The following is a 14596-nucleotide window of genomic DNA, read 5'->3' on the forward strand; positions in this document are numbered from 1 at the left end:
TTTATTTATTTTAGATATCTATTGCCATAGCGTATGTAATCTTCCCAGTGAGGAATTACTAATTTAGTATGCAAAAATCACTATCCCAGATGTATGCAGCTTCTTCAACTATACCTTTGTCTCATCTATTAAGCTATCCAGATATGAGAAGTATCTGTCAGCTACAAGTTGAACAGTTAGCAACACAACTACCAAGCATTGCTGTCTGGAGTGTTTACAATGACCTAGATCGAGGAAAGAGTCGGATAGTGGCAGACTACAGACAAGAACAATTAAGTTCTTATTCAGAAATTTCTTACCTAGAGTCAGAATTGTGGTGGGTAGATTCTTTACCTGCTTTGCAGTTGAGCAAACTGGCGATCGCAGCAACCCCCTACAATGCCTACGTCTTCCCTCTGTGTCAACAAGGATCTCATCCTGAGTATCTTTTGGTGTTAAGCTATCAGCCTCTTTCTGTGTTCCAACAACAGTGTGTAGAGCAATCGGCTCAACTATTGAGCCATTATCTAGCCCTTTATAAAGAATATTCTCGGCAAAAGGCAGAGATTCAACTACTTGAGCAAGCTGTACAGCGTTGTGAACATCAAATACGCAATCCTCTGGCTTTGATCGCTCTCTATGCCGAAAATCTTCGGCTTTCTTTACCCACAGGTGCAGGGCAAGAACAAGCAAAAGTAATTGGGGAAACTGTACAGAAGTTAAGTAGTAACTTGAAGAGTTTGGTTTACTGTGGGCAGCAGGCCAAATTGCAAATTACTAGTTGCGATTTGAGGCTGGTATTGGCTGAGAGTATTCAAGATTTGCAACCTTGGCTGGAGCAAAAACAACTGCATATATTGTATCCGAATACGCCAATTATTTTAGCAGTGGATCGGTGGCAGTTAAAGCAAGTTTTCGACAATTTGTTGAGCAATGCTATTAGTTTTAGCCCTGAGGGGGGAACAATTAGCTGTCACTGGCAAATATTTAGAAATGAAGCAATTTTTCAAGTGCGCGATCGCGGCCCTGGAGTTCCCCTAGAGGCTCTAGAACAAGTATTTGCGCCTTTTTATACTCAAAGACTAGGAGGAACAGGGTTAGGATTAGCGATCGCTAAAAAAATTATCCTCGACCATCGCGGCAGTCTTTGGGTAGACAATCTCCTTGAGGGAGGGGCACAGTTTTCCTTTACATTACCTTGCTAATCAAAAATAGCAATTACAGAAATTAGACCATTTATTCTAACAACTGAGTCGCATCAATTTAAAAAATGATTGCGATACATGAATTTATAGAACCTAGACATAGAAAGCTAATTCCCAATCCAAAATCTAAAATCCAAAATGGTATCACCTGTTTCAATTGTCCTGGTAGAGGATGAACCGCTCTTTCGAGCAGGTTTGCTAACTCTGCTGAATTTCTACAGCAATAGTGGCAATGCACAGTTTCAGGTTGTCGGCGAAGCAGATTCGATGGATACAGCCTTAAACTTAATCGCACAGCAACAGCCAAATTTGTTGTTGTTAGACTTGGAATTAGCTCAAGGGGATGGGATTACTACCCTGACCCGCTTGAGAGATTTATCTTACAAGGGTAAAGTGTTAGTCTTATCTGGACATAGCGAGGAAGAATGGATATTTCGGGCAATGCAAGCTGGGGCTTATGGGTACGTTTTGAAAAACCATGTGGCTACACAACTTTGTGATGCGATCGCTACTGTCCTGAATAATCAGATATATCTTTCCCCAGAAGTATCAACTCAGTTTTTCTGCTTATTTCACTCTTATACGCAAGCTACCTGGGAGGCAGCGCAAGGCATTCACTTAACTGAGCGGGAGAAAGAAGTTTTACAATGGCTAGTCAAAGGTGCAGCTAACGAGGAGATTGCCCGCGAACTTTATATTACAGTAGCTACGGTTAAAGCACATTTGACGGCTATCTTTGAAAAATTAAAAGTTAACAGCCGCACTCAGGCGATCGTTAAAGCTTTAAAACTTAACTTAGTTTCTGCTTAAAAGTAGGGGCGCAAGGCCTTGCGCCCCTACTTTCGTCGGTAGCAAAACGTTATCGATCCCCCCAACCCCCCGATAAATTGGGGAGCTTTACAGCGATTTTCAGGTAAATAGACCACGCGGTAGGGGCGCAAGGCCTTGCGCCCCTACAACAGATGTGGTTCAAATACATGAATTCTGGTGTAATATCGGTTTTGCCTTTTTAATGGGGGTTTTAATTCCGGTTCTTTCCTTCTGCCTCCTGCCTTTCTCGATAATCAGAAGGAACGATTTTTTCTGAGCTTTCAGGAGTTTACTTGAATTGTAAAAAATAAATTTATTTACACTGAACACAAAATAAATAATAGATAACAAATGAGTAATTATTTAGCGATTGCCACTGTAACAGCAGTGCTACAAAGAACTTTGCAGGCAAGCATTCAACTAGATGTGGATAACGCTAGGGTAACAACAGTTAAGCCTAGTAATTTGGGAAGCGGTACGCCAGAAACAGGGATTAATTTATTTCTTTACCATGTCACGCTTAATCATCTCTGGAGTAAAAATAATGGACATGCCTATGGAGAGCGGAATCGACAGTCAACCAAACGTAGCCAAAGAGGTTTAGACCTTTACTACTTGCTGAGTTTCTATGGTAATGAAATCGAGTTGGAACCGCAACGTCTGCTAGGTAGCGTTGTACGGACGCTGCAAGACTATTCGATAATCAATCAGCAGATGATTCAGGATACGCTGGTTGATTCAAGCTTTAGCTTTTTGGCTGATTCTGACCTCGCTAATCAAGTAGAAACAATCAAAATTGAGCCACTTGATTTGTCATTAGAAGATTTATCTAAGGTCTGGTCTGTACTTTTCCAGACTCCCTATAATTTATCAATTGCCTACCAAACCAGCGTTGTTTTAATTGATGGGGCGGAGTCGGCTCAAAAAGCATTGCCTGTGCGGGAATATAAACCTTTACTCGTGCCTTTTATGGCTCAACCAATGGTAGAAAAAGTTGTGTCGCAAGCAGGTGTATATCAGCCGATTTTAGCAGACAGTTCTTTGATGATTCGAGGTCAACGGTTAAAGGGCGATGTCACCCATGTGCGGATAGGTGATGTGGTGGTGACTCCAGAACAGGTAAGTGAAAAGCAGATATTATTGCCTTTGTCAAGTGTATCTGCTGATGATTTGCGGGCTGGTGTGCAGAGGTTGCAAGTAGTTCATCAAGTAATGACAGGGATACCGCCAGCGCTTAGAGGCAGAGTGGAGTCAAACGCAGTCGCTGTTGTAGTGCGCCCAACGATTTTACAAGTTAAAGTATCTAAGATTCAAGGGAGTGGAGATGAACTGCGATCGCTTGAGGTAAGTATCAAAGTTAATCTTAAAATTGCTAAAGGGCAGCAGGTAGTTTTGTTGTTAAATGAGCGTTCGTCAAATGATCCTGTAGGTTATATGTTTGAAGCTTCTAAGCGACGGCAGGAATATACTAATTTGATTAAATTTGTTATCTCTGGAGTCAAGACAGGAGAATATTTAGCGCGTGTACAAGTGGACGGTGCGGAAAGTATTTTGAGCGTGGATACAAATCCTGATAGTCAAACTTTTAATCAGTATATTAGTCCTAAAATAACGATTAGAAATAGGTAATGATGTTATTTGTAATTACCGCAATTCTATATGACACATCTGTCGTAGGGGCGCAAGGCCTTGCGCCCCTACCGCGTGGTATATTTACCAGAAAATAGCTGTAAACGTCAATGCAGTTAATCGAACGAGTCACCGATGATCGCATTCTCGCACAAGCTTTTCGTAATTACCACAATTCTATATGACACATCTGTTGTAGGGGCGCAAGGCCTTGCGCCCCTACCGCGTGGTATATTTACCTGAAAATAGCTGTAAACGTCAATGCAGTTAATCGAACGAGTCACCGATGATCGCATTCTCGCACAAGCTTATGAGTGGGTGTGCGAACGTCGGCTGCACTATCACTACAATAATGATGTCTGGCAGTTGCGGCGGTGGTGGGATGAGAAAAAACCGCTGATTGTGGCGCAACTGCGGGCGGGAAATTATCGGTTTCGGGAACAACGGCTGGTGACGGGGCAAGGAGAGGTCAAGGAAATTTTGGCGGCGCAAGATGCAATGGTATTGAAGGCTTTGGCGATCGCACTGCATGAGGAGTTGCAACCCCATTTGTCACCCCGCTGCTTTCATCTGGCTGGGACGGGGGGACTGAAAAGGGCGGTGCGGGAAGTGGCTACCCAGTTGCACGAGAATGAGTTTGTGTTTCGCACGGATGTCAAAGGCTACTATGCCAGTATTAACCACGAGATTTTATTTAATTTGGTGAGTCTGTATGTACTTGATGAAGTGGTGTTGGATTTGGTGGGGCAGTACCTCAAGCGGTTTGTGTCCGATGGCGGGGAATATACGGATATCGAACAGGGGATCTCCTTGGGGTGTCCGCTGTCGCCGCTGATGGGGGCACTGTACCTGAAGCCGTTGGATGACCGGATGGCAGAATTGGGTTGCTTTTACGTGCGGTATATGGATGATTGGGTGATATTGGCCCCGACGCGCTGGAAGTTGCGAAAGGCGATTAAGGCGGTGAATGCGGTAATGGCGGATTTGCGGGTGGAAAAGCACTTGGATAAGACGTTTATCGGGCGGATATCACGGGGCTTTGATTTTTTGGGTTTTTGGTTTTCAGCGTCGGGTTTGGGGGTTGCCCAGAAGACGGTGGATAGGTGTTTGGAGAAGGTTTCCCGGCTTTATGAGCTAGGTGCGTCGGTTGGGCGCATTGGGGAATATTTGGGGCGGTGGTGGCAGTGGGTGAGGAGTGGGGTTGATGGGGTTTTGACACTGGGAGAGAGAGTCGAAGGGTGTTGGGTTTCGTTGCCTCTACCCAACCTACTACAGGCGATCGCACTACGTACACACTACCTTCCGAGACTGGCGATCGCACTGTCGCTCGTAGGGTGCGTTAGCATCTGCTTTTCGCACCGGAAATCAACTTTGACTTGCTGCGTTACATTTCATTAACACTCCCATCCCATGCTGCGTACGCTCTTTTGCTCGTTCCGTGCACATAACCTTCCCATCCCTCTCCGTATCTAACCTCTTCTTCTATCGTCGGCTTTCCTTGTTTTTCGCTGACAAACTCTCCCTGCCTCCAATATCGCCTGCCGCACTCCCCCGCTTCCATTTTCACTCTCTCCATTCTGACTCCACCTCTATCTCTCGTTTTTTTTCGGAGTTTTGCCTCACTTTCGTTTCCCTTTTTTCTTTTTTTCTGTCGCTTTATTTGGGTTGCAATGATAGTTTACATCGATTCTCTTCTCCCTATTTTTATACACTCCATTCACCTCGAAATCAATCTCACCTGGTGCTATATCATACTTGCCTGCCGATACACTCCTTCCCTGTGCATTAATTATTCTTTCCGCATTTTCTCTTCCCCACTCTATTACCATCGGGACAAAATATTTTTTGTGGTGATCTAAATCTACATTCTCGGGAAAATAACTGCCGCTCGTACCGTCCATCATACCGATTTCCCGTATCTTGGTACTCTGGTGTTTATTTTGATGCGAATCAATGGTTACCCGGATTGTTACTCCGTCTCTCCATTCCACACCATCTATTGCTATATAAACCTCCCCTCCGCGCGCTTCCGGACGTTCCTCTGTTTCTGCCACCTTTCCTTTTCCTTTATCCCCCTTTTTTACCCTTTGGATTTTCTCTCCTCCTATCCCTTCACTCTTCCTTTTTACCTTATCTCCATTCTGCTGCACTACATGAGTCAACTCATGTGCCAACAACTCCATTCCTTCCCGACTCTCCGGATTATATTCCCCCTTGCTAAATAACACTTCTTCTCCCGTCGTGAAAGCACGCGCCTGAATCGACCTTGCCAACATATCTGCCTGCGCCCCTGTATGCACGCGCACGCCGCCAAAATCCGCCCCAAATCCACGTTCCATCTGCTCTCGAACCGTCTGCGACAACGGCTGTCCCCCGCCTTTGGCACGCTCCAACTCCCCTTCCCACTCGCTTGAAATTTCTCCCCCTGCATCGCTCGCCGCCCGCACAGTTATCTGCCGTTGCACCCGTCCCGCTTCGCCGCCGTTGGCTATTCTCTCCCCTTCCGACGTTGTATTCCTTGCTCGGAATGCGGAACTGGGAATTTCATCTACCACTTGCCGCGCCACCCTGTCTGCCTCTTGCTCGTACACATCGCCCACTGTGCCGAGGGTCAGCTTTGCTTGCACTCCTCCCAGTCCCAATATCTGTGCATGTGCGGGCGGGCTGGCTGATGCGAGTGAGCGGTTGATATTATCAATCATCCCTCCCGGCGGACTATCTTTCTTCTCGGTGCGGTCAAGGCGCGCTTCGTGTCCCTCTTCCTTTCTCGCAATCTCAGGAAATGGTCTGGTGGAGAATCCAAAACTTGCTGTTTGCACTGCGGGGGGCTGCCACCATTTCGCTTGTACCTTACCAGTGTGTTCGGACATAATTTTTCCTCACTTCGCTATATATATATGTGAGATAATTTTCGGGGAATTGCAGAATTCCTACTATAGCTGAAAGTATAATCTTGCACTCTTCTATAATAATTAATTAGTGTTTTGGCGAGGCTTCTGGATACAAGCTTTATCGTTTTGTTACAAAGGTTATTGCCCAATTGTTCGGTGAAAGTTTTAATCTTTATTTTGTGGAGGTGTGGGTTGAGCAATGCGAAACCCTACAAATAGCGCTTCTTGTTTGGATGCAATACTTTTTCTCCCTATCCTAACCTCTCTCCTAAAAGGAGAGAGGCTTTGAGGCTTACTTCCCTAGCCACTCATCGAGACGTTGCGCGAACGCGAGGGTTGGGGCTGGAGGTTTGGTCTGTATCTCGCCCAATTGAGAACCGCTATGATTCGTGTTGGGTCTCCTTAGGTAAACCATACCTACAATTTTTTTGCTTTTTTTACAGCAGTTTCTTGTCTTTGAACCACATCTGTCGTAGGGGCGCAAGGCCTTGCGCCCCTACCGCGTGGTCTATTTCCCTGTATTGAGCTGTAAGTCTAGACTCTCTGGGGTGCGTTTTGGACACGCCAAATCAACAAATGAGTTCGCCGAATCAACAAATGAGTTCGCAAAAGTAACAAATGTGATCTCCGAATCAACAAATTGATTCGCAAAAGTAACAAATGTGATCACCGAATCAACAAATTGGTTCGCCAAATTAACAAATGGCTTCGCAAAAGTTACAAATAAGTTTACGAAAGTTACAAATGGGTTCGCCAAAGTAACAAATGGGTTCGCGAAAGTAACGAATGAGTTCGCAAAAGTAACAAATTCGCCATGATTGCAAGAATTTCGCTTTCTCCCGCCAACGTAACGCACCCCAAATCTATGCTAGATGGTGTTTTTCCGACTTGTGTAACCACCATCGCTTACAGCAGTTTTCTCGTGTTTGTTCCACATCTGTTGTAGGGGCGCAAGGCCTTGCGCCCCTACCGCGTGGTCTATTTACCTGAAAATAGCTGTAAAATGCAATACGGTTCGGTTAAGATCCCCCCGCCTGCGGCGACCCCCTTAAAAAGGGGGTAAAGCAAGAAAATAGCCCACCAATTTATCGGGGGTTGGGGGATCTTCGCTCGAAAAACAAGCTAACCTCGCCGTATTGGCTTAAAATTGGTGGCTCTCAATTCTCTTTTACCCCCTTTTAAGGCGATCGCCCCAGGCACGAGTATCTTAGTATTGGATTGCCGCAAAAATGCTTCTCCCCTACAGAATTTCAAACAATCTGCGCCCACATTTACCAACCGCATCTTTTATACCAAGCTATGACAAATACCGGACTACCAAACTGGTATCAAACCAACTGGCAAATCATTCAGCAAGAAATCTTTCGCATTCGTCAGTGGTTACAAACATATATAGAATCCAAACCCCAGGACGCAATACCTGATACAATCTCCCCAACCAGTGCCTTAGCTCAAATCTGCTCAAAATTTAATCTCTCTGCCTTTGCACGGGATATTCTCTTGCTGTGCGTGGCTATGGAAATCGACCCCACATTTGCCAACCTTTGCGCCGAAGCCAATGGCAACAGCGATCGCAATTATCCCACCCTCAGTTTAGCCCTTTCCGTTTTTCCAAGAGCCAGTTTCTCTGTCCTCTCTCCCCAAAATCCCTTACAACGATGGCAATTAATTGAATTCGCCCCTGGCTTTTCCCTCACCCAAACGGCGATTAGAATCGACAAACGCATTCTCTGTTATCTGTTAGGGGAAGTTGCCGTTGACGAACAACTCTTAGGAATTGTCACTTTCCCGGAATCAGTTCCCCAAACCCTACCTTTGCCTCCTTCCCATGCCGGAATTTGCGATCGCGCGATCGCCACTTGGTCGCAAGCCCCCCACTATTATCCGCTTCTGCAATTATGCGGTTCCGAATCTACCACCAAATATCAAATCGTCAGCAATATTTGCGACACTCTCGGCTTTAACCTCGGCATAATTTCCGCCGCCGTCCTTCCCAGTCTCCCCCAGGAACTGCATCAACTCAAGCAAAAGTGGGAAAGAGAAGCGATATTAGGAAATCGGGTATTGTTACTCGACTGTGACTCCATCTCCACTGCCGATCCTGTTAAAACAACAGCGATTTCTCTATTTATTGAAAATCTCCAAACCCCGGCAATTATCAGCACCCTAGAACGTCTCCCGACTCGACAACAAACTTTCGTCAGCTTTGATGCTCCTCCCCTCAGCTTCCACGAACAAAAAACCCTCTGGGAAATTCATCTTGGTACAGCAGCAAACCAACTCAACGGACAACTGAACAAGCTGGTATCCCAATTTAACCTCAGCCCAGCCACCATTAAAGCCGCCTGCCTTCAAGTTACCAGTTCTTCAGATATTTCCCCCCCAATTGAAGAAGGGCTAGGGGGAATCTCCTCCCAACTTTGGGATTTTTGCCGCACTCAAGCCCGCCCTCGCCTCGATGACTTAGCCCAACGCATCAACGCTACATCTACTTGGGATGACTTAGTGCTACCAGAAGCCCAACGTCAGGTACTTTCCGATATCGCCACTCATCTGCAACAGCGGTCTAAAGTATACCAAGACTGGGGCTTTGCTGGCAAAAGCAATCGCGGTTTTGGGATTACCTCCTTGTTTCACGGCGAAAGCGGTACAGGTAAAACAATGGCTGCGGATGTATTAGCACAGCAATTTCGCCTCGACCTTTACCGCATCGACCTCAGCGCCGTTGTCAGCAAATATATCGGCGAAACGGAAAAGAATTTAGCGCGGATTTTCGATGCCGCCGAAGCCGGAGGAGTAATCTTACTTTTCGATGAAGCCGATGCTTTGTTTGGCAAGCGTTCGGAAGTTAAAGATAGCCGCGATCGCCATGCTAATGTAGAAGTAAGTTACTTGCTTCAGCGCATGGAAGCCTACGGCGGTTTAGCAATCTTGACCACTAACTTAAAAAACGCCCTTGATACCGCTTTTTTGCGCCGCATCCGCTTTATGGTAGATTTTCCCTTCCCAGCCGCCCAATATCGCGCCCAAATTTGGCAGCGCATTTTCCCACCGCAGACACCAACCAAAGGACTAGACTATCAGAAACTCGCACAGTTACAAGTCGCTGGAGGCAATATTCGCAACATTGCCATGAATGCCGCTTTTATCGCTGCTGATGCCGATGAACCAGTAATGATGAAACATATTCTCACAGCAACGCAACGAGATTATCTGAAGTTGCAAAGACTTCTGACAAAAGAAGAAGTCAAAGGCTGGGTATAAGTCAATAGACCACGCGGTAGGGGCGCAAGTAGGGGCGCAAGGCCTTGCGCCCCTACTTGCGCCCCTACTGGTAGGAATTAATTGGGATTATCGGGGAACAATACAAAAATATCGATATTAATCTTTATAACCTGTGAAATACGATCGCAAGAAACATCATCGTCAATCGATCCGTCTTAAAGAATACGATTATACGTCTGCTGGTCGTTATTTTATCACCATTTGCAGCCACCAACGAGAATGTTTGTTTGGTGAGGTAGTTGATGGGATAATGCAATTAAATGATTTCGGGCAAATTGTCGCAGAAGAATGGGAGCGATCGCCTAATCTCCGTCAAGAGATTAAATTGGATGCCTGGATTGTCATGCCCAACCATTTTCATGGGATTGTTTTTATTGAACCTGTCGCATACCTTGGGGCAAACAATCATGACGTTGGGATCAATGACCACGCGGTAGGGGCGCAAGGCCTTGCGCCCCTACAATCCAATGGGTTGGCACAATCCGATGCGCCCCTACAATCCAATGGGTTGCCACAATCCGATGCGCCCCTACAATCCAATGGGTTGGCACAATCCGATGCGCCCCTACAATCCAATGGGTTGGCACAATCCGATGCGCCTTTACCAACCAATATGCCGAACCGAAAACCGCGATCGCTTGGCTCTTTCATTGCTGGGTTTAAAATGGCCGTCACAAAGCGAATTAATTTATTGCGAGGGACACCAAGAGTCCCGATCTGGCAACGCAATTACTACGAACACATCATTCGCAATGAGGCAGCATTATACAAAATTCGTGAATACGTGGAGACAAATCCAATATCTTGGAATATAGATCAATTACATCCCCATAATGCTTCAAAATGGTAACGTCAGTAGGGGCGCAAGGCCTTGCGCCCCTACTACAATCCAATGCGCTTATAGCCAACCACTTTTCAAACAACCTGTTAAATAATCAAAATTAAATTCCCGGAATTTCAGATACTTTAGACTTCAACTCTTCAACACTGAAGCTAGTAACTTCTTTCCATTCTTCAACTGTGAAGTTATAGCCAAGGTCTTGAGCTAGCTGAACAAATGTTTCTATATTTGGTGCTGAGTTGAGCTTTTCCCGTAAAGATACATTAGCTTGAGCATATCTGAATAGTCTGGTTACTTCTTCTTTCGCCATAATTCTTAATTTTAATTCCTAGTTATTCAGCCGTTACAAATGCACAATATTTTGCAGCTATTTTGATAATATATGTAGATTAAATTATTAGCAATTAAAAATCTTTAAATTTTGATTTAATCTAGCATATACTATCCTAAAGGCTAAGGCGATCGCTCTTTATGTGCGTAAATTAAGGATAATTTATCAAAAAAATTCGACTATAGTCTAGTCGCTAAGATAAATAGTAAATGCGAAAATAAAAAATTAAATATACATGCTCCCCTACACATATTTAGATTTTTTCATAAATCAAATCGGATTCCTATATTTCCCCTATTATCTCTAATCTTTAGCACCTTATTTCTTCTCTGTGCCGACAAAAATTCCCCAAAATTTACTTAAAGCCTACTTGCTGAGGCACAATCCGCCTGTAAGGCTGAATCGCTATAACTTGCTAGGGCGATTTTTATGGCTTAAACCCATTTTGGAAGAAATCAAACCAGAACTATTTCCCCTAAATGTTGAAGAAGAAACTGCAATAACAGAAGCTGTCGTTCCATACGAACTGCTTTACATCCAGTATCATTGCCAAACTCGCAACCCATTAAACTGCCCTTTCCCTCAACAAGCAGTGCAGTCAGATGCAACAGCTACGTACTGCCTAAAATGCAGTTTCCCAGCCACCTTAGCAGAAAAAACCAAACTCAAAGGTAATCGAGGAACTTACACAGTTGAAAATTTACTCGGCAGGCGGGGAATGGGGCGTTTATACCGAGGCACTCAACTCGATGACAACCAGCTAGTAACGATTAAAGAATATCTACTGCCGCAAAAAGTTTTCAACAACGAGGAATTAATTCAGCGCAAAGCCGCTTTTATCAGCTTGGCCGGATTAAATTTAGCTGACGGCAGAATCCAAGACTTTCGCTTGATCTTACCTTGGGAAGCGATCGCCGATCCTACCAATCTAGTTGAAGAACGCTGCTACCTGATAAGCAAAACCAAATTAGATACTTATCCAACTCTTAGCAGTTACCTTGGCTTAAATGGTCCCATGACTCCTGTCCAAGTACAGCAAGTTCTCAACCAAATTTTACAAACACTGGAATTTCTTCACGAACAGAAATTTTCTCTGCCTTCAGGCCAAATCCAACAAAGATTAGCCCACGGCAATCTCAATGTCCACAGCCTACTCATAAATGAAGAATCATTTTTTATCTATCTTTGCGACCTTGCTCTCTGGGAAAATCTATTTAATTCACCAAATACTCTAGTAACCAAACCAATACCAGCAGATGACTTATCAGCATTGGGGCACGTTGCTTTCAATTTACTTATAGGCAAACTAGTAGACCCTGTTTCTGGAGAACCTCTTAACCCCAAAAATTACCTCCAGTGGCCGCCAATCAGCCCTGAACTCAAAGAATTTATCCTGCGCTTGATTGGGATGGGTATTCCTTTTGAAAGTGCCAGCGCTGCCCGCCAAGCCTTATTGAAACTGTCACCAGAAAAGCAAATTGCAATTAATTCTTTGATAGTAGAAGAGGAAAAGCCAGAACAAGTTAGATTTTATCGTACTCCCTTAATCATTTTTGGTGCTACTCTTAGCTTGCTCTTGTTCGGAGGACTAATTTGGTTTTTAGCCTCGAAATTATCCGCTAAGGAGACAACTGAAAGCGACTTTCTTGTTTGCTGTATTAAGGACGCGCCGCCACTGCCTAATGGCAGATTTAATTATACAGGTGAAGCAGACGGAACCTGGACTTATGTACTGCAAAATTCAAATCTAATTGCTAAAGACGAAACTTTAGAAAGAGAACTGCAAAAACGTCTGCGAAAATCGCAACTGATTTATGAACCTATTGATCATATAGCCAATTCATCTGCCACTAAGGATGCAGTTATTAAACAAGTCCGTGCAGGAAAAACTGACTTTGCTATCACAACCTTAGTCGATAAGCAAAGTGATGACTTAACTTATAAAGAATTTGCTTACGATGGCTTAGTAGTGTTCGTTAACTTCAGCTATTCCAAAAGGCAAGAAAGTCTTCCTAACGCCTTGAAGGGAAAAATTACATTTGAGCAATTACGTAAATTATATACAGGACAAATCGAAAATTGGCGAGAACTTGGAGGCCCGGATTTACCAGTTAAACTATATATCCCAACTGAAACTGAAGCATTGCAAATATTTGAGCAGCGCGTACTCAAAGACCAAGCATCTATTGATACTTTTAAAAGTTTGTGGCAAAACAGTAAGAAAGAAACTAATTCATCTAAAAATATACTAGCTTCACCAATTACTCAATTGTCTACTTTTGCTACTTTAACAAGGGTGATTAAAGATTTTGAGGATGATGGAGTTGGTGGAATTGCATTTGGGACACTCAGCAAAGTTTTTGGTCAATGTTCTGCTTATCCTCTAGCTATAGTAAATCAAGGAGAGCCTATTCAATCTATTGTCCAAAATAACGGCTTACCAATAAATCCAACTACAGACTTGTGCAATAACAAAGGTAGCTATTATCCTAATTTACAGCTTTTTAGTACAGGAAAATATCTCTTGGCGTATCCGATTACTGTAGTCTATGCACGAGATAATAGACGTTCTGCTGTTGGTGCCAAGTTTGCTAATATCCTTAAGACTAGAGAAAGCCAGGAACTTCTTAGCAAAACAGGACTGATACCGTTGCAACCTTTAGCTAAAAATTGATTTCTCTAGAAATGAAACGTGTGCTATCTATAACTCAATACGCTTGGGTTAAGGAAGATTGTAGTAGCCTTTCCCTGTTCCCTTTGTAATAACTTCGACCTTTGTCTAATATCAAAAACGAACCTATCTTTCTATACTAACAGTCAATCTAAGTGTTTCTTTATGGTCAAGAATTCTTCCCAAGGCAGCGATCGCCAAGATGACCTAACTATTCTGTCTGAGTTAGCAGATCAAGTACTCCGCGATCCACAGTTACTGCGGCAGATCAGCCAACGGGTTTATCAACTGATGCAGTCAGATATGCACAGCCAAAGCGAAACCACCAAAAACTACACAAGATTGTTTTAATGTTTGCATCATTTTCAGCTAACAATGCCAGCCAACAACAAATCTGAAAAAAATGGCAATAACACCCGCGAACTTAACTACGTTACAGCGAATCGCTTTTATGTAGAAATAGAAAGTAGTATTACTGCCTGTTTTATTGAGTGTTCCGGTTTGGGTGTGGACTTGGAATACAAAACTCAATATGAAGGTGGTGTTAACGATCAGCAACGGGTTTTTTTAGGTCAAGCCAAATTTTCGCCCGTTACACTCAAACGCGGCATTACTAACGATCTGGTTTTTTGGTATTGGCTAGAGCAAATATTAACCCAAAAAGATCCCAGTCGCAACAATGTTAGCAGCACTAAAAACCGCCGCAATGTCAATATTTTGCTCTTCAATCAAGCGGGGGAAACTATGCAGCGTTGGACACTTATTGGTGCAGTTCCTGTTGGGTGGAAAGCCCCGTCCTTAAATGTAGATAGCAGCACTGGAGCAATTGAAGAATTAACTTTAATCTATGAAGGATTAAAGATCAGTAATCAGCAATCAAATTCTAGCGGCAGTGGTGCTTCTATTCTTACGGACGGACGCGACGATAAGGGATATTTCACTAGTTACTAAAAT

The 14596-nt window shown here is 44.0% G+C and carries 11 protein-coding genes; 9 read left to right on the forward strand and 2 right to left on the reverse strand.

Annotation, left to right across the window (positions count from 1 at the left end):
• Positions 1–68 precede the first annotated feature (68 nt).
• The 4 genes from V7L20_RS16795 to V7L20_RS16810 all read left to right on the forward strand — a co-directional run bounded on the left by V7L20_RS16795 (position 69) and on the right by V7L20_RS16810 (position 5021).
• Positions 69–1184: a sensor histidine kinase gene (locus tag V7L20_RS16795; RefSeq protein WP_334745169.1), complete on the forward strand. Its 1116-nt coding sequence runs from the start codon at positions 69–71 to the stop codon at positions 1182–1184.
• Positions 1185–1322: 138 nt separating this feature from the next.
• Entirely contained in the window at positions 1323–1994 is a 672-nt protein-coding gene (locus V7L20_RS16800; protein ID WP_334745170.1) for a response regulator transcription factor, read from the forward strand.
• A gap of 351 nt (positions 1995–2345) precedes the next feature.
• Positions 2346–3623, forward strand: coding sequence for a DUF4255 domain-containing protein (locus V7L20_RS16805; protein ID WP_334745171.1), 1278 nt, complete (start codon positions 2346–2348; stop codon positions 3621–3623).
• Between the two features lie 498 nt (positions 3624–4121).
• A complete protein-coding gene (locus tag V7L20_RS16810) occupies positions 4122–5021 on the forward strand; it encodes a reverse transcriptase/maturase family protein (RefSeq protein WP_334745201.1) in 900 nt (299 codons plus the stop codon).
• Between the two features lie 221 nt (positions 5022–5242).
• On the opposite strand, the gene V7L20_RS16815 is transcribed toward V7L20_RS16810, so the two are convergent.
• Entirely contained in the window at positions 5243–6442 is a 1200-nt protein-coding gene (locus tag V7L20_RS16815) for an eCIS core domain-containing protein (RefSeq protein WP_334745172.1), read from the reverse strand.
• Positions 6443–7813: 1371 nt separating this feature from the next.
• Here V7L20_RS16815 and V7L20_RS16820 point away from each other — a divergent pair.
• Both V7L20_RS16820 and V7L20_RS16825 read left to right on the forward strand, forming a co-directional pair.
• The gene (locus V7L20_RS16820) at positions 7814–9778 is read left to right on the forward strand and encodes an ATP-binding protein (protein ID WP_334745173.1); all 1965 of its coding nucleotides are present in this window, start codon (positions 7814–7816) and stop codon (positions 9776–9778) included.
• A 133-nt stretch (positions 9779–9911) separates the two neighbouring features.
• Positions 9912–10649 (forward strand): transposase, encoded by a 738-nt coding sequence (locus tag V7L20_RS16825; RefSeq protein WP_334745174.1) that lies wholly within the window; start codon positions 9912–9914, stop codon positions 10647–10649.
• A gap of 91 nt (positions 10650–10740) precedes the next feature.
• On the opposite strand, the gene V7L20_RS16830 is transcribed toward V7L20_RS16825, so the two are convergent.
• Complete coding sequence (locus V7L20_RS16830; RefSeq protein WP_334745175.1) at positions 10741–10950, reverse strand: Nif11-like leader peptide family natural product precursor; 210 nt, start codon at positions 10948–10950, stop codon at positions 10741–10743.
• Positions 10951–11302: 352 nt separating this feature from the next.
• Here V7L20_RS16830 and V7L20_RS16835 point away from each other — a divergent pair, with 352 nt between their 5' ends.
• From V7L20_RS16835 to V7L20_RS16845, 3 genes are all read left to right on the forward strand, one after another.
• Positions 11303–13645 carry a substrate-binding domain-containing protein gene (locus V7L20_RS16835; RefSeq protein ID WP_334745176.1) on the forward strand — a complete coding sequence of 781 codons (2343 nt, stop codon included), beginning with the start codon at positions 11303–11305 and terminating at the stop codon, positions 13643–13645.
• A gap of 162 nt (positions 13646–13807) precedes the next feature.
• Positions 13808–13993 (forward strand): hypothetical protein, encoded by a 186-nt coding sequence (locus tag V7L20_RS16840; RefSeq protein WP_334745177.1) that lies wholly within the window; start codon positions 13808–13810, stop codon positions 13991–13993.
• Positions 13994–14017: 24 nt separating this feature from the next.
• Positions 14018–14593 carry a phage tail protein gene (locus V7L20_RS16845; protein ID WP_334745178.1) on the forward strand — a complete coding sequence of 192 codons (576 nt, stop codon included), beginning with the start codon at positions 14018–14020 and terminating at the stop codon, positions 14591–14593.
• Positions 14594–14596 lie beyond the last annotated feature (3 nt).

Source organism: Nostoc sp. (assembly GCF_036916735.1).
Lineage (GTDB): Bacteria > Cyanobacteriota > Cyanobacteriia > Cyanobacteriales > Nostocaceae > Nostoc.